The sequence below is a fragment of the Arcicella sp. LKC2W genome, from assembly GCF_034931005.1.
Lineage (GTDB): Bacteria > Bacteroidota > Bacteroidia > Cytophagales > Spirosomataceae > Arcicella.
The window spans coordinates 1-17,577 of record NZ_JAYGIN010000024.1 but is presented as its reverse complement, the minus strand read 5'-3'; the positions used below and the strand labels follow the sequence as shown (position 1 = coordinate 17,577).

15 protein-coding genes are annotated in these 17,577 nt (G+C 34.2%); 1 reads left to right on the top strand and 14 read right to left on the bottom strand.

Annotation, left to right across the window (positions count from 1 at the left end):
* The first annotated feature begins 459 nt into the window (after positions 1–459).
* Complete coding sequence (locus VB796_RS18525; RefSeq protein ID WP_323348074.1) at positions 460–603, top strand: hypothetical protein; 144 nt, start codon at positions 460–462, stop codon at positions 601–603.
* A gap of 205 nt (positions 604–808) precedes the next feature.
* Here VB796_RS18525 and VB796_RS18520 read toward each other — a convergent pair whose 3' ends face one another.
* From VB796_RS18520 to VB796_RS18455, 14 genes are all read right to left on the bottom strand, one after another.
* Positions 809–1,762 carry a DUF5050 domain-containing protein gene (locus VB796_RS18520; RefSeq protein ID WP_323348073.1) on the bottom strand — a complete coding sequence of 318 codons (954 nt, stop codon included), beginning with the start codon at positions 1,760–1,762 and terminating at the stop codon, positions 809–811.
* 23 nt (positions 1,763–1,785) lie between these two features.
* Complete coding sequence (locus VB796_RS18515; RefSeq protein WP_323348072.1) at positions 1,786–2,259, bottom strand: hypothetical protein; 474 nt, start codon at positions 2,257–2,259, stop codon at positions 1,786–1,788.
* Between the two features lie 13 nt (positions 2,260–2,272).
* Positions 2,273–2,824: an outer membrane beta-barrel protein gene (locus VB796_RS18510; RefSeq protein WP_323348071.1), complete on the bottom strand. Its 552-nt coding sequence runs from the start codon at positions 2,822–2,824 to the stop codon at positions 2,273–2,275.
* A gap of 32 nt (positions 2,825–2,856) precedes the next feature.
* Entirely contained in the window at positions 2,857–4,032 is a 1,176-nt protein-coding gene (locus VB796_RS18505; RefSeq protein WP_323348070.1) for a hypothetical protein, read from the bottom strand.
* 11 nt (positions 4,033–4,043) lie between these two features.
* Positions 4,044–6,737 (bottom strand): tetratricopeptide repeat protein, encoded by a 2,694-nt coding sequence (locus tag VB796_RS18500; RefSeq protein ID WP_323348069.1) that lies wholly within the window; start codon positions 6,735–6,737, stop codon positions 4,044–4,046.
* Between the two features lie 194 nt (positions 6,738–6,931).
* Positions 6,932–7,807, bottom strand: a complete 876-nt coding sequence (locus tag VB796_RS18495; protein WP_323348068.1) for a hypothetical protein — start codon at positions 7,805–7,807, stop codon at positions 6,932–6,934.
* Positions 7,807–9,003: a hypothetical protein gene (locus VB796_RS18490; protein WP_323348067.1), complete on the bottom strand. Its 1,197-nt coding sequence runs from the start codon at positions 9,001–9,003 to the stop codon at positions 7,807–7,809. Before VB796_RS18490 ends, VB796_RS18495 begins: the two co-directional genes overlap by 1 nt.
* A 16-nt stretch (positions 9,004–9,019) precedes the next feature.
* Positions 9,020–10,021 (bottom strand): vWA domain-containing protein, encoded by a 1,002-nt coding sequence (locus tag VB796_RS18485; protein WP_323348066.1) that lies wholly within the window; start codon positions 10,019–10,021, stop codon positions 9,020–9,022.
* Between the two features lie 398 nt (positions 10,022–10,419).
* Positions 10,420–10,959: a hypothetical protein gene (locus VB796_RS18480; RefSeq protein ID WP_323348065.1), complete on the bottom strand. Its 540-nt coding sequence runs from the start codon at positions 10,957–10,959 to the stop codon at positions 10,420–10,422.
* Positions 10,960–11,010: 51 nt separating this feature from the next.
* Entirely contained in the window at positions 11,011–12,618 is a 1,608-nt protein-coding gene (locus VB796_RS18475) for a CsgG/HfaB family protein (RefSeq protein WP_323348064.1), read from the bottom strand.
* 192 nt (positions 12,619–12,810) lie between these two features.
* Positions 12,811–13,302, bottom strand: a complete 492-nt coding sequence (locus VB796_RS18470; RefSeq protein WP_323348063.1) for a hypothetical protein — start codon at positions 13,300–13,302, stop codon at positions 12,811–12,813.
* 270 nt (positions 13,303–13,572) lie between these two features.
* On the bottom strand, positions 13,573–15,300 hold the full coding sequence (locus tag VB796_RS18465) for a hypothetical protein (RefSeq protein WP_323348062.1): 1,728 nt from the start codon (positions 15,298–15,300) through the stop codon (positions 13,573–13,575).
* Positions 15,267–15,908 (bottom strand): hypothetical protein, encoded by a 642-nt coding sequence (locus tag VB796_RS18460; protein WP_323348061.1) that lies wholly within the window; start codon positions 15,906–15,908, stop codon positions 15,267–15,269. The genes VB796_RS18465 and VB796_RS18460 overlap by 34 nt, the downstream gene beginning before the upstream one ends.
* 3 nt (positions 15,909–15,911) lie before the next feature.
* Positions 15,912–17,129 (bottom strand): hypothetical protein, encoded by a 1,218-nt coding sequence (locus tag VB796_RS18455; protein WP_323348060.1) that lies wholly within the window; start codon positions 17,127–17,129, stop codon positions 15,912–15,914.
* Positions 17,130–17,577: the final 448 nt, after the last annotated feature.

The following is a 17,577-nucleotide window of genomic DNA, read 5'->3' as shown; positions in this document are numbered from 1 at the left end:
TATTTCACGGTCATGTATTTATGTCAAGCAACAATGCAGGACATATAATCCTAATAAAAATGAAAAAGACAATAGCCTTAATTTGCCTTGGATGCATAGCGTTAGTATCATGTGAAAAACCACAAATTATCACGCCTACTTTTGTGGGAATAAATAAAATATCACAGTCTGATTCAATTAAGGTCAGCAACAATGATGTCGTTATTCCTCCAGACTTGCCAACTGGAACAGGCCGTCCAAAATAGTCCATAGTAAATGATGAGGATACTTCTAAATATCAATCTGTAAGCGGTATCCTCATTTTTACAGATTCACATTTCTGTCAAACAATACTTTGGGGACTATTTCTGTTCCTGAGAAGGTTAGATAAATATTAGACTTCCTGCGAAAGTGTTTTAAGTCGTAAAACAACATCTTTTCGGCTACAAATAGCGAAAATTTTTCAACCGTAGCTCTGCTATGCTTTCAAAATTTCCGCTATTTTCAATCGAAAATATACCATTTTTCAATCATAAAACACTTTCGCAGGAAGTCTATGCTAAAACTGATGATTTGTTTGTATTCTTGGAAAAGAATTTATGTTTTATCAATGAACCTGTTTAACGTTTCTCTTTTGGTATAAACTCGTTCATTTTAATCTGCTAATTCAATATTTTTTAAGGTAATTCTACTATGCAGTTCCACTGGGGCTTCAAATATTGAAATAACAGGTTTCCATGATTGTTACAGCGATATTAAAAGTTACACACAACAAAAAAGCCCGCCAAATGGGGGCTTTTTTATAAATTCAACTTCTAACTTTTATACCCTATTTTCCTATTTTTACCTTAGCCTTCCAAATGTTGTAATTTTTCTCTGCATTAGAACTAAAGAAAATGTTGGTGTCGGTTCCCCACGCTGGGTCACTTTCGTCAGTTTCACCTTGAGTGATTTGAATAAGGTCTGTACCGTTTGCCTTCATTACATAAATGTGTTTATTTTCTTTCTTAGGGTTTTCTCGATTACTCACAAAAGCGATATACTTACCATCTCTTGAAAATGAACCGTCACGATTATTGTACTCTCCAGTAGTGAGTTGCGTTTTTTCACCTGTTTTTATATCCATCGTGAAAACTTGTACAAATTTTCCAACCTTAATGTTATAAATAATTTTATTGTTGTCGTTGGGGTTCAAACTTGGATGGCTACCTTCTGTAATTACTGAATAATTTCCTCCTTTTAAATCCATCGAACAAATCATTCGAGTATTGCTCATCAACGTGGTGAATATTACTTTTGAATCACGAGTTACTGCTGGTTCGGCATCATCTTCTCCCATTGCTCCCGCCGAAACATAGTTAAGACCAACTCCATTATTATCTGAGCGAACGATGACTGATTTTTCGGGTTTTATGTAACTAAAAATAATGCCAGAATTATCGGGTAGCCAAGTTGGATAGGCAGCATTGCTAACCAATGGATTGGTAATAGGCTTACCGATTTCCTTTTTTACAATTCTATACTTTTTGTTGGTTTTCTGCTCAAGTTTTCCGTTGGTTAATGTTAATGAATAGGAAATTTCAAGGGCATTATAAAGTAAAAATTTTCCATCAGGGCTAACTCTCGCATAAAACTCTTGGGTTGGGTCGGAGGTTTCACGAGTAAGGTTTTCAGCATTTCCTGTGGTGCCAGGTGCTGTTGGAATTTGGGCGACGATTTTATTAGAAAAAATAAATAAAATAATTACTAAGGCAGTTGCCGAGCTGATTGTGATACTTTTCATAATGATTTATTTTAGCGGATTAATTAAAAGAAAAATTGAATTCCCATTCCTAATGAAATTGTATTATAAGACCTTGAAACTGAGGTATTACTACCATAAGATTCGCTCGTTCCAAAATGACTAAAAGATAGAATAGGTTCAAGTGAGACGTTGTCAGTGATAAAGTAGTTGATTCCAGCTCCAATGGTAAACAAACCTGGTGACGAAAATCCATAACTAACCGTTCCAAAACCGAAAATCCGTTCTTTGATTGGCTTGTAATACCTGACAAATGGAGTAAATTGAGTGTTTCCATCGCCCGTGTTTAGAGATACCCCACCCATGATATTATCCGTGAACAAATACCCGAAAGTGGGTGAAAAAGTGGTGATACTTCCACCTTCTTGTGAAGCGAAATCTAAGCTACCTCCAATCAGCATTTTACCTTTTTCGATTTGTCCAAAAGTATAATTACTAAAAAGTATAATTATGAAAATGAGTTTATATATCTTGTTCATTGTATATGCAGGATTAAAAGTAAAATTGTAAACCTATGTGAAGTGTTGTAGAGTTGTTTGCTAAAGAAGAATCTTTATATTTGAGAGAGTTAAAATTAAGAGCGGCTTCAATTGCTACATTGTCTTTCAAGAAATAACTTGCCCCTGGTCCAATATGCCATTCGGAAAATGAGGTACTGCTACTACCACCTTTAACCGACCCAAAACCTAATGCTAATTCTCCAAAAATATAAAACTTCTCTCCAGCAGGATAATAATATCTACCAAAAGGCAACAATCCAATACCACTCCCGCTACCTGAACTACTGCCTAACACGACTAATTTTACTTCTGTACCTACCATAATATTGTCTGTTATCATGATACCTCCAATTGGTGCTAATGATAAATTGGTTTGAGATTCAGATTCTGTTCTCGAACTACTACCAATTGTGGCCGTGCTACTCACTGACCTACTCGAAAATGAAATTTGTCCACCGATTGTTTTTGTACCTTTTTGTATTTGGGCATTAACATGGGTAGATATTCCATAGAATAAGAAAAGATAAAAGATAATTTTTTTCATAAAAGGATATTTTAAAGTTTTACAAATAATACTTACTTTTTCGGTGCGAGACCAATTCCTAAACGTAGTCCTGCAAAATATAGAGGTTCGCCAATTGTTCGAAAATCTTCCGCTTTGACTGTATGTAAACGAGCTGAAATATCAATTACGAATGGTAGTTTATATACTTCTGCACCAATACTTCCGCCATAACCTACTTTACTAAGTGAGCTTGAAATTTTAGTGTTTCCATTAGGATTAGCAATTTCACCATCATTATTTTTAAAATCAGAAGAAACGATATTGAAAGAAGCCTCAGGCATGATATAGAAACCTTTGGCTATGTAAAACTTAAATCCAGCTTGGAGAGGAATCATCACAAATTTATCAAGCGATGAATACTGGGTAGTTGTGGTTTGCGTTTTGACATCTTTTAAAATGTAATTTCGCTGTATTTGCCACTGATTTATGCCCGCTGAAAAACTGAACGCCACAAATTTTGATAGGTGAACGTCCGTCCGAATACTTACACCAAAGCCTTGCTGGATACCCAAACTGTCATTTGTTCCAACCCATTTTTTACTGAGGGGTTCGAGGGCATAAGTTCCTTCCCCACCAATTCCTATCACAAAACGTGGAATATCTAATAATTGACGGGGTTTAGCCACAGGTTGTTGATTAGTAACCTGATTTTCAAAACTTTGAACTTTCTTTTTCTCTGTTTTGACTTTGACAATTTTCTCTCTTTCTGTTTTTTCTTTTACCGTTTTTTCCTTTTTACTTTTTAACGAAAGGTCCTTTATGGTTCCATCGGCATATTCTACTTTGGCAACATCTGCACCTGATAACATATAGATAAGACCGTCATCATTAATATTTTTGTATTCTACTTTTCCAGCAGAAATACTTACTATTATTCCTTCCACTACTCCTCCGTCTTTTCTGATAATTCTGTCAGTTTTTGCCTTTGCTAAGGGTTTATTGATTTCGTCGATGTTTCCAGCGGCATAAATGATTTTCAAAACTTCAGTTCTCTCAATTTTTTGCATAGCACCTTTGGGCGAAGAGGGTAATTTATAGAAAATCTCTGTTTCTGTTACCTCATCTATCAATGCTAAAATTATAGAGTTATCCATTTTTACAATCTGGTCTGTCTTTGAGGTTTGTGCAATCGCCGAGATTACCGTTATATAACAGCCAATCAAGGAAAGAATAATTATTTTTTTCATGGTCATATTTGTTACTTTATGATGGTTTCGGACAAATGTTTTATTTTATTATTACTCCAAAGAGGCTTAATGATACTTTCTCTAAGCTCTTTTTTTTTAACTCCTGTGTTAGCAACTCTTTCAAGGTATTTTTTGGCATTATCAGTATTTCCAGTCAAGAAATGATAATATCCCATCGCAAATAGTGCTTCTGGATTACTTGGTTTTTGTTGAAGAATAATATCCAAAATATCTTTTGCTTCCTCATTTTGGTCTGTTTTTAAATACACAATTGCTAATTCTACCTTGACATCAATGCTTGTTTTTCCAGCTAATAATTCTTCGTTTTTTTCATAGTCAGTAATAGCATTGAAGTATTTCTCTTCTTTTACTAAACACCAAGCTCGTTGGCGGTGAGCGTCAGCTCTATTTTCCTCCCATTCCTCTCGGTTCAGGGCAATGGTATAATCATTGATGGCTTTGCCAAATTTTTCATTAAGTCGATAAGCTTCTGCCTTAGCGAAATAACATTTACCTTTATCATAGTCCATGATAATGGCTTTTTCAAAATCATTAATTGCATTGCTAAAATCACCCTTCGCTAAATAAACTTTTCCCCGCTGATAGTAGCCTTCGCCATAGTTTTTGTTGTATTTCAGACATTCTTCAAAATCTTTAAGAGCATCTTTATAGTTTTTCTGATTAAAAAAAGCAGCAGCTCTCTTGCCATAAAGAATTGATAAACCCGTAAAATTTGCAGACTTACGTGTCCACTCTCCCATGAGGGCATAGCCGAAGGCTTCAACAGCCAGCGAATATTGTTCAAGTTGCAGATGGGCATCACCCTTATAAATAGCTGCTTGATATAATTCATTTGATAATTGAAAAGCTCTTTCAAAATCAGGAATACTCTCTTCGAAATCTTCATCCAAAAACTTTGCAATTCCTCTATTATAGAAGGCTAATGCCTGTTTATCATCAATCTGGATGGCATGATTAAATGCTTTTTGTGCTTCTGAAAATTGCTCTAATTTAATGTGTGACAACCCTTTGTAAAACCAAGCATCGTAATGAGTTTTCCAAAATAAGGTAGCATTTCCAAATCGTTCAATGGCTTCGGGAAACGATTTAGACTCAAAATAATATTTGCCATCATCATAAAATTTCTCGGCAATCTTTAATATTAAAGTTACTTGTTCTGGACTAATTCCAAATTTTATCGCTTGTTCAAAGTCAATAACCGATTTTGAATATTGCTTTAGTCTTTCAAAATTTGAAGCTCTGTAAAACAGCACATTAGCTATATTATAATTTAAGGAATATAACTTTGTAAAGGCAGAAATAGCTTCTTTGGGTTTATTCCAAGAATGAAATATCATAGCACGTTCAAAAGCAAGGGCGAGGTTATCCTTATCAAGTTCGAGGGCTTTATCAAAATACTGAATTCCTCGTGTACTGTCTTGAATACCAAAATGACAACGAGCCAAATCGGTTAAGGCAGTGGTGTTATTCTCATCAAATGAGAGATAGACTTTAAAATCAGCGAGGGCTTCGGTATATTTAGTATTTTGAAAATAAGTTAATCCTCTTTGCCTGAAGGCATTGGAATTATTGGCATCTTTTTCAATGGCTTTCTTAAATTTATCCTCTGCTTGTTTTAGTTTGTTTTGTTTAGCAAGGGAAACAGCTTGCCAAGTCAATAAATCTGAGTAAAGAGCATTATTAAATAATTTAAAATTCTTCTCTTGATTTTTGAGTTTATCAATTTCGGAATTACATTCGCTTTCTGCCTCTGTATTTTTGTTTTGCGTAATTTTTGCTTCGATGGAAGCCAAAACTCTGATGTTCAGATTCAGCTTTTCTATTTTCCGTTTCAATGAATCTACATCTGGTTTCTGCTCTAAGGCTTTTTCTAAATAGTTCTTAGCTTCGGTATATTTTCGTAATCGCTCTGCATTTTTTGCTTTTTGGATAAACTCCCGACATAATTTTTCTGGGCGAAGCTGTATTTCTTCTTGTAATTCAGTTATTCTACGTAATTGACGAGTAATGTGCCTCAATTCCATATTAGGCATTAAATTTTGAGCATTGGCATATAAAATCTTGGCGGCTTTTAAGTCCTCTTGTCCCAATGTTTTATCAGCTTCATCCAAAATAAGTCTGAATTCCTTTTCTTTTTGTGCTTGTTCTTGGTTGAATTCTGTTTGGAGTTTTTGTAATTGTTGTTCTTGTAAATTCTTTAATTCTTCCTGACTCAGAGCAATCTGCAGAGTATCTATGACTTTTGTGGCATCAACATCTGGTAATAATATTACATCATTGAGTTGTAATTCCTCAATGGTTTTTGGGGCAATATCATAACCAATTCGTACTATTTGAGTTAGCCATTTTTTTCCAATTTTATCTGCTCTGATTTCTAATGTTCTCCAAGATTTCGGGAAGGCTTTGCCTGAAATCTTTTGAAGACTTGAAAAATTACTTTTAAAATAAATTTTGATGTAGGTATACTCTGCACTTTGCTTAATGTTAGAAATCCTAATACTGTCAAAACTTACGGTATTGGTATCTGTTTTGGTATAGTATAAATCAAAATCTCGGAGGTAACGGTCAATTGTTTTTTTACTATTTTTCAAAAGGCTTGCATTCTCTTCGAGGTCGTCTTCAACCAAAATCTCTTTGTTAAAAAATAACTTGTTGATTTTTCCACTGTGACTTCGGTTTATCATATCCTCGACTGATTTTTCATCAATTTCCGCAAATGAAATCCCATTTAGTAAATCCTTATATTCATGTAGTAATTGTGTTGAATTGAATATAATTTTAGACCCGTCACTTATCGTGAGTGACTGATTAATAGTATTTTGAGAAAACAAAATACTATTAATCAATAGAAAACAAAGTAAGAATAGTAAAGGTCTCTTCATTGGTTGTTAGTCAAATACAATACTGATTTTTTGTAGGAATCTTTCTCAAATTGGTTAGCCGAGTGAAGTTCACTAATTAACCAACCAGCTTGTCTGGTCATTCTCTTAAATTGCTGAACGCTAAAAATCCAACCGTCAATTTGCATGAAATGATATTTGATATCTTGAACATATCTAAAATTGATTTTTTTAGTGGTGATAGCTTCCAAAATGGGTTTTGTTCTATCTGTAATAAACGCTTCATCTAAATAGCTATTGATATTTTTGGTATCAGCAAAAGCGTCTTCCAGTTCTGTAAAATTTAAGACATGACTGTACGGATTAAGTCCTTTTTCGCCATCATAATCAGAATTGGTCGTGACGTTTTTTGATTTACCATTAGTCATAAACTCTTCTGCACCAGCAATTACCCATTTACATCCTCCATTCTGAGTTCGTTGTACTCTGAGAATTAGTGTAATGTATTTGTGCTGACTTCCTTGATTAAATAAACACCGTGCTTCAGCAAACCAATCAGGTTGAAAAAAATTGAGATATTCAGCGTTTAAACTATCACAAACCGAATGAATAAATTTTCTTTTTAGAGAATCAGCAATTTGAGTTTTTGCTTCAAAGAGTGTCTTCAACAATTGTTGTCGGTTTGGCTTGGCAGTGGGATTGATTACCCCCAAATATTGCCTAATCAGAGTTGTTTCTGCAAAGTTGAATCGTTCCATAAATTCATCAATCGTTTTCACTTCCAATGCAAAGCGTTCTTCTGCTTGTCGATTATAAATTTGGGATTTGTTCGCAATCCTTTTTTTATCAATCCGAGCCTGTGAAAAAATAGAGCTGAATGATAATGAAAGTAGGAAAATGAGTAATATCTTCATTAATTTTTTCTTGTTTCAAGTACCCCAACATCATACAAAAACACATCCCAAACCAATGATTTTTGTCCGTCTTTGAGGTCGGTTGTTACTTTTACAACAATCGTTTGGTTTTTAATCGTACGGTCTTCGTAAATTACCCTTCCATCCTGATACCCTCTAAAAACTTGTTCGAACGACACAACTCCGTAGTATAATCCATTAGCACCTTTACGAAGTTTTCCTACGTATTGTACATTAGAATATTCCACTTCTACTTTGTCGTATTTTATTAGTTTGACACGGTTTAGGTATTCCCTAATTTTATATTTTTTCTTTTCAGGGCGATTGATACTACTAACTTCCACTTTGGCATTTTCACTCAAAAAAAGTTCAACAGCTCCGTTTATAGCCTTATTAGACTCCTGAAAATCAACACTTTGGCTGGATAATAATTTAATATACTCCGTAAAACGGTTGACTTTCATTACGGCTCTGTCACTGTATTCTTCAAACTTTACCATTCCTAACTCGCCCATGTCAATATTGTCATTTTTACCTCCAATATTTTTTACTGGTATGTCTTTTCCTGAAACTGCCATGCCGTTTCCCCAAGCATTATCTTTTTCAGCAGAATCACCAGAAGATGGTTGATTATCAGCAGCATTTTCGGCAGGCTTATCGTTGGGAATATTCCTGAATTTTGCTAATACTTCTGACGCTTCAACATTATTTCCAATCATTTTGTGCTTACCATCTCGGTAGATAATAATCATAATATCACTCTGAGCAATGCTTTCAGTGGAACCCGTCAGTGTCTGAAATGAAAGCGGGTCATTTTCTTGCATTATTGTCCCCCTAAATGCCGTTTTTTTTGTAAAAACAACATCTTCAGAAGGCAATGATTGGTTTAAAGAAGCATTAAATTTTTCAGTAATTACATTAGCATCAAGAACAGAATTATCCAACTCTGTCATAATTAGATAGCTCCCCTTTTCACTAAAAACAAACAAAGTGCTTTCCTTTTTTACCGAAAAATTTGGTCCTGAAAGGTTATCAATTTTTTTATATTTTATCTTTTCAGGTGTTACTTCTTGAATTTTACATTCTATTTTATTATCGTCCTTGAGATAAATTATATCCTGACTGTAAGTTGAATTGACACCACAGCATACAATAAATAAAGCCATATATAGGCTTTTAATGAGTATATTTTTCATAAAAAAAGCTTAAAATCTATGCAAAGCGAATTATATAAGGCATCAAGAATTTTTTCCCATTGGGCAGTGTAACTTGCAGATATAACAATTGTCCGTTGGTTGAAAAACTATTGGCGGTAGCTTGAAACGTGAGTGTGTAATAATCTGCATTTCCGTGTAATAGATTTCCCAAAGTACCAAAATAGGTAATTAATTGCTTAGCGTCTTTTGCCCACATAAAGCTTCCTCCCGTGTTGAGGGCTAAGCTGTTCAAGACATCGAAATTTACACCATTACTCAGACCAACGGTGAAAATGGGCACATTCTTTTGCAGTGATAGATTCTCTGTATTTGTCTTATTTGACCCTCCGTTATTTTCCCCGTCCGTAAAAAGTACAACCACTTTGTTTTTTGTCGGAGCTTTTTGGGCGGTATAATTAATCGACCATTCTGTTGAAGTATAAAGAGGTGTACTACTTTTTGAAATAATACTTTGCAGTGAATCTAACGATGGATAAAAAACAGATACTTGATTCGTAAAGCCTCCATGAAGAAGTGTGTAGCCGTTTCGTGAGGAGTAATAATAACTATCAGTAAAACTCCCGAGAGCAACTTGGTCGTTTCTTCCGAGTGCATCCAAGAAAACACGACTTGCTTCAATTCTTAGATTATTGGGGTCAGTAGCACTGGTACTACCACTTTGGTCGAGTAGTAAAAAAGCACTGTAATCGCCTCTATCAGCCGTTTTGTTCCCACCTTTTACATCAATCAACGAAAATGACATTCCTCTTGGATTTGAAGAGGTATCTTTAATAGCAAAATTGCTTTTATTTAAGTTGCCCAAATAAGTACCTGTGGCATCTACCACGTGCACATCAATGGTGAATGTTTGCGTATTTGCTGATTTTATGGGAGTTCCCACTCTGATAATTGCCCCAGAAGCGTCACCTAAAACGGGAATTTCAATGGTTCTTAGGCAACTTTGTAAACCAACTAATGTCAATAAAAGTAAAGTCAAACGATATAGTAAGGTTTTCATAATTACAAATATTTTAAGTGTTCGTTAAAAATTATTTCATGTTTGAATAGATTGCAATCATCTGATTAAGAACGAGTTCCAATACTTATCCGAAGCGTCTGGCGACCAACAGCTAAATCCTAATTCCACGTAATGTGAATATATACCAATCAAGAATGAGTTTGTTTTACGTAATTTTTTTTAGATGCTCTCTAATAGAAAAATTAGAAAATTGATATAGAACACGCTCATGATAATTCAGTTGTTCCGCAAGTTTTTCCATAAATACTAACTACTACTACTTACTGATACATCCGATGAAGAGTACAATAATAACTATCTTATTATTCCTTCTAAAAGGCGATAGGTTACATAGGAGTCGCTCTGACCTCATTGAGAATGATGCAATTGATAATTTTCTATTTCTTTCCACCGCCAATTGTAAAACCTAATTTGAACGTCAGATAGTTTGAGTCTTTAACCAAATTATACTCTCCGACGATTCTGAAGTGATTAATTTGCAAGCCTAAACGAGGAGCAAAACCGATAGTTGATTCACTTAATGCAAGTTCTTTCAATTCTTTAGTATCAAAAATGGAGGTTTTATAAGAGCCAATCCCAATACCAGCAAAAGGTCTTACACCACTTTCCCCCAAATAATATTCTCCCGTTAAAGAATAAGAACTGATTAAAGATACAATTCCATCATTTGAATTCGTATTGGTGACAATTGCTACTGCCGCACCTTCTATCTTGATGCCAACTGCAATATTATCGTTAATGTTATATTTAGGCTCTAAAGAAAGACAAAACCCTCCTTTAATACCCCCTACGGAGCTGATAGGAAGAGCATAACCTGGTAAGAATTCAACTTTGAAAGCTTTATAGTTTTGTGATTGAGCAAAACAACTTCCTGAAAATAAGGTTATCATCGTTAAAATAGTATATATTCTTTTCATGTGATTATTCGTTTTTTATTTTATTGAAAGGTATTTATTTAGGATAATTCTTTATTTGAGAGAAGCCTCTATTCGGTTTGATTCCATACCTGTAACTTCAATATTGTATGTTTTATAAGTAGATAAGAATTCAGCAATAGTATCTGTATTTGTTGTGTGGTCAATCTCCAAATGACCTTCTTTTCCACTTAGTGACTTTCTAACTTCTTTTACCTTATTGTTGGTTTTAATAAAATTTGTGATGGCTTGTAATTGAGCAAAATTGACGTTCTGGAGTACAATTTCAGTCATATTGGAATTTCCTCCTGATGTTGGTTTTACTAATGAATTACTCATTTTGGGGCTACCAGCAAACTGTATGTTCATCCCACACAGTCGATTCATTAAGTACTGAGACATATCAAAAGAAGCACGTTGTAGTGCAACTTTATTGGCAATAACTTCTGATACATCCATTCCACCCGCTGAAATCGTGTTGGTAGCCAAAATAGAACCATCCTCAGTGGCAATTGCCTTAATTTCTAATCTGGCACGACAATTAGCCATTGAGCCTTGACTACTGGTTCGTTCTGAAATTGCTTGACCAGTTATAACAATATTTGCTCCCATTTTTAATCCCTCTGCTGCCAATCCACCCATATCTGCTCCAAGAGAATCACTTTTTTGACGCATTTTGGCAAACATTTTAGGGTCAATAACTCTAAAGCCAGCTTCTACAAAATGACGAGTAAGTTCAGTTTCAGTAGCGGATTGTTCGATAGTTACTGTTTTGTACACAGCAGTAGTGAGGTTTTGTTTACTGGCAGTCTCCTCTTTTTTACTATTCTCATTTGAATTCTTGCGGCCAAAAATTCCTGTAATTATAGCATTGGTATTGTTAATACTTGCCTCTTTTTCTTTAAGCTGTAATTCTCTTTCTCTTCGAGCAATATCTGTGTTTGAATTATCTCGGTTTGTACCTCCAGTTGTTGCTTCGGTAATTAAAATCATAATTTTGGGAGAGCCATTACGGAGCATTGAACAGTTTTGAGGGCTAAATTTTTTAATTACAGGAGCTTTCATGGGTTCAGGCATTTCAATTTTGTCTCGGGCATCGACCATCACCTCTACAGCTTTGATGATTGCTTTTTGTAAAGCATCCTGCACGGCTCTATTTTCAGTCTTTCCACCCGCTTGGAGTCCAAACATTTTTACCCCAGAAAAACCCGAAGAACTTCCTTTCATATTAATGTCTTTACTGAAAAGTATTTCTCCTTTCTGTGGGTCTAAAAGTTTAAGTGTAAAACCAAGTGTGGCTTGGTTACTTCCTACGCTAACACCCAGTAATGAGGTATTTTTAGTTCCTTCCGTAAAGTCTGTAATTTCACCCGTTACAATGAGTTGAGTTCCTGTCATTTCACCTGCTTTAGGTCCAGTTCCATTCGTAAAACCATCCTGATTAAAAGCCATTTCATCAGTTGCATCTACTGTATTTTTATTAGTTTCTAATACTCTGAAACAATTAGTTTGCTGAATTGCCGAAGTAAGCATCGTGGATAGCTCATCTCCAAAAGTGGCATGAGCTTGCGTTGACTTTGAAGAAACACTAAATCGGGCAACTTTAACGGTTACTCGCTTGTCTCTGGGTAAATCCTTACACTTTTCAGCCACCTTTTCCATCGTTATTTCCGGCGTTTTCTGCCCGTAAATAATGGAGAAATCACTAAGAAAACATAAGATAAAAATGCCGTATCGAAACAAAAAAGGCATAAGTTGTAATTTTTTCATGGTTGTTCTGGAGTAATTATCTATAAATTAATTTTCAAAATTCATTTTATTGTTTGTATAATATAACAACACAAATTTCACCCGCTATTTCTTTATAAAATCTATTGTTAAGTCGTTACTGATGATAAAATCTTTAGCGGAAGAATCCCCATTTAGTACGGAATTATTGCCTGTTGTTTCAGTCAAAGAACGTTTGAGTTGTTCTGTATTCATTTTCCACTGCATACCAGAAGCAGTAGTTGAAATGGTGAAATAGGCTAAATCTAATGAGTTCTTGGATAGTTTTAACTCGTTTCCATTGATTGAATATTTCCAAGCGTAGGTATTAGTACCAAACAAATCGGATGGGTCTGAAATTGTACCATTATCTGTCACAATCAAAATATCGGCACTCGTTCCATTCCGAGTTTGGTCTGCCGTTTCTTCTTTACCGTTTATATTTGCCTTTAGGATTACTCTTGATGTATTCATTTGCCAAGTTCCTACAATTTGGTCAGACGAAATCGGGGATACACTTTCTTCTTTTTTGCAAGAAAAAAGTAAAGTGATTAAAAATAAAAGCGTAAGATTTTTCATGAGTTAGAAATTTAAAATATAAAATAAATGATTGTTATCTTTATTGAAACCACTTTTTGATTGACTAAATGAGTTTCAAGTGTTCGTAATTATGGTGAGTATTATCATTTTTCATCCAAAACGTACAGATTTTTTAAATTCATCATTAGTATTTTCGAGTCAATTCAACTTATTATTCCCTACACCATCTAATACGTTACACAAAAAATAAAAAAATAAAAAAAGAGCCCTCTACAATAAGTAAAGCCCTCTTTCATAAACTCTTTAATCCTAATTATCTAATTTTCTCTTAATCAAAAACTTTGGTAAAATTCCAACAGATGCCGATAAACCTACTGTCCAAGCTGCGGCAGAATAATTTTGTGGCAATGGCTCTGAAATATCAAACACGAGTGGTTGATAGCTACTAACGATAGCGACTCGGCAAAGTCCCCAAATATTTAATGTCGGCTTTCGATTGATATTCTCAAAACCAATCCCAACGGTGAAACCCCAAGAGGGCTTTAAACGAATACCTAAATTTTGGGCTGGAACTTGAAAATTCAAATATTCAAACTTAATAGGCTTCATCCATGAAGCTCCCGCCGAAAATACGAAGCCCTGAATTTTGTTACTTTTTGAGAAGCTGAGAAACCGATAAGTAAGTTTAGGCTGAACCGTAATTGTAGAGGTTTTAAATCGCTCCAAAGACTTACGGTCATTACTATACGTATCAAATTGCCAAGCCTCTAAATCGTAAGTGGCATCTACTTCCAAGCCAAAGGGGCTATCATAACTATATCTACCCAAACGCAAACCCAATTGTCCGACGATGGCATTCGTTGCGTTGATATTTTGCCCTTCTGATTTTAATTGATAGTTGGCAAAACTGCTATTTCCCAAAATCGAAAAGTGCATAAATGACCTAACGGAAAGAATTTCCTCAACCTCTTTGAGTTCTGCTGTGACTTTTGCCGAATCTTCTGGAAAAATCAAACGTGTATATATCTCTCTGGAAGCTTGAAGATTTACTTTTGCCTCTTCAAAATAATTTTTTCTAAACAAATCTAAGCCTTTTATTCTTAGTGCATCTCCCTCTGTTTTTTCTTTGGCTCTTTCCACCGCCAAGCCCATTTGTTTTGCCTCTTCTTGAGTTAATACTGTTAATGTAGAATCAATAAATTCAGAAGCAAACCCACCTAATGTTTTCTTGAAGTTGGATACCTGACTCCAATTATCAAAATCGTTTAATTTTTTTACGAAATAGGTGCGTTGTTCGCAACTTGGGTGAGTAGTCTCCTGATTGAACATACTGGGAAAAACACTTTTGATTTGTGGTAGCACATCATTAATTTTATCTGGGTCGAATTTTTTAGCTATGTTAGGGTCTTTCTTATTTTTTTCGTAATACATTCTCAAAAACCAGACTGCAAAAGCATCTGCCGTGAGTTCCTCAATGTGCCTTTCCCGAACAGTCATTTTTTGAGTTTCTACATCTTTGGATATAAAAACTGGCTTATATCCCTTAACAGTTTTCTTCAAGTACGCTTCATAATCCACATCAACTGGTATAGTATTGTGGTAATGATTTGAAAGTAAATGCCCCATTTCGTGAGCCAAGACAAATAATACATTCAAAGCGTTATTTTTCTCTATTTTATTGATAAAATAGTCGTCATAGAGAATTAAGAATGGATTTCCATTGAGGCTTGCTTTTTCTTTCTCACATTTTTTTGCTACCGCCCCATTTCCACCAACGCAAAAAACAGGAATGACATTTATTCCTTTAATTGGTGGAGTTTTACTATGTCGCTTCTGTGCCATTTCGTTAAATAAAGGTAAAAAACGAAAGTTTACCCATGATACAATTTCATCTTGATTGGCAAAACCATCTTGACTCACAAAACCTTTCGTTACGCTCTCACAATTACAAGCCATCCGAACTTGTGAGCATACCGAAAAAGAAAAAAACAGTAAAATGATAATTACTTTACAGCTCGAAGGTATAATTTTTTCCATTCTGTACTTTCTTCTATGTTAAATGTCTGATTTTCAAGAGTCATTTTATACTTATCTATTTTGTAATCGTAAACTATACGAAGGTTTTTTCCAAATTTTTTACTCACTTTGGGCATTCTAACTTTCAACATAAATGGTTGAAGACTAAATTGATACGTAGTATCTATTTGCTCATAAGTGCTTGCCTCAAAAGCCTGTTGGGTGATGTTTGGTTTGGTATTATCTCCTCCTGCCATTCCTTGGTCATTTTGGGGATTATTGATTTCTGTATAAGAGAATTGCCCTGTAAGCTTATCGACGCTATCATATTTTTGGTAAAAATACCAGCCAGTGTAAATTAATAGTAAAATCGAGCAAGCCATTGAAAAAACAATGGGATACCTTTTGTAAATGGGAATAGTTTCTCGAACTTCCATGTCTAAGACTTGATTGATTTCAAAGGCAGGTAATTCTTCCAACCAATCATCAAGATTTACCCATAATTGAAAATCTTGATAGAAGGCATCATCAAGACTAAGTTTTCTTAAAATGATTTCTCTGTTTTTTTTATCGAGATTACCCTTCAAAAAATCCTCAATTAATATTAGTCCTTCATTTGCCCTATCCATTGTTTATACTGGTTTGTTGTTAGCTAAAAAAGAAATAATTTGTTCCCCTCGTTGTCCATACCAGTTGGTATTGCGGTCTGTCACTTGGTTTTTCATCCATTTAATTAATTCTATTTTACAATCATTTCTTTGTACATTGATAGACTCTTTGCTCCCATAATGTTCGAGTAGTGATTTTTCAAAATCATCCGAACTTAATTCTTGTAAGCCCAACGCTTCCTTAAGAATCAGTACAAAATTCATATTTCGTCCTGATACTAATAACTGAGCAGCGTATCCGTTTTTGAGATACTTAATGGCATCAACTCCTTCTTTTATAAACTCAAAAGCTTCTTCTCTTTCAAAAGGAAGATTAGCATACATAAATTGTCTTTTCTTCGTTTTTTTTGCTAATTTTTGTTCATGGGTTAATCCTTTGCTAAATTCTCGGTTAATATTGTTGAAAAAGCTTTTTAAGTAATTAAAAATCGTGGTCTTTAAGATAAAATTGGGGTCGTTTATTTTATCGAAGAAACGCTCAACTGACAAATTTTGTATAGCATTTGTTTCATTCTGTAACTCTTTGTAAGGACGCATCAATCCTACTGTAGTGTTGAATAACTCATTTACTTTACTTTCGACTTTATTCTTTAACGAAATATTCATGGAATATCTTAACACAAAAAGATAAAAAGACTCTTCCACTATTTGATGAAATCTCACCATTGTCATTCTACTATTTTTGCCCAAAGTCAAGTGCATATAAATCTCAAAAGCTGATTTATATATCCAATCAAGTGCTATTGCACTTTCTTTTAGGTTTTTACTTTGCTCACTTTCCAAAACTTTTACAAATAATTTTTCAGCAAAAGGCTTAAAAAAATGGAGAATACTACTTTTTAGTTCTTTCTCGGTAGAGATATAATCTGACGCTCCTTGATTTAGATAATAAAGTAATTCAGTTGCTAATTTATTTTGATAATAGGGTAGTGAAACTAAAATATTGAGCGAAGTAGTATAGTCTGCTTTCGGAAATTTGAATTGAGTTATGGCGACAAAAAATAAATTAAAACTCAAATCTACATGGCTTTTTGCAATAGATACATCATCGTATTTTTTTAAAGCTGTTTTTAATACCTGAGAATAATTATTGTCCTTAAATTTTTTGGCTGCACTTCTAAAGGCATTATCATCTTTATTATGAAAACCGACTATTTGCTCTAAAAGGTAAATATCCTTCATAAATTAGAAGTTAAAGATAAACTGTATATAAACTTTCGGTTAAGTAGTCTGTAATATAACCAAGTCTTTTAGAACTCATTAAATCCATATTTTATCCTGAAGCCTCTTCTATATTTAAAAAATAAGTTCCAATACTTTATAGAGAAACTGCTTTATTTTACCAAATCAAAAAATCTATATAGGTTATATCACTTAATTCCTTTAGAGAAAGTAAAAGTTACACTTTAGTGAAAAATTATTTCATGATATTTGCTCCATTTTTTAGAAAGGTCCCCAATCGAACATTTTAGGATAAAAATTACTTAGATAACTTATTAAATAGTTTGTTTATGAGTATTGCGTTTAAAAAGGTTCTTCGTCAATTTTGGTGAAAACTATATTTTTAGCTTAGTTTTGGCGGATGAAACAATCACTATTTTTGCCATCTGAACTGGATTTTACTTTACTC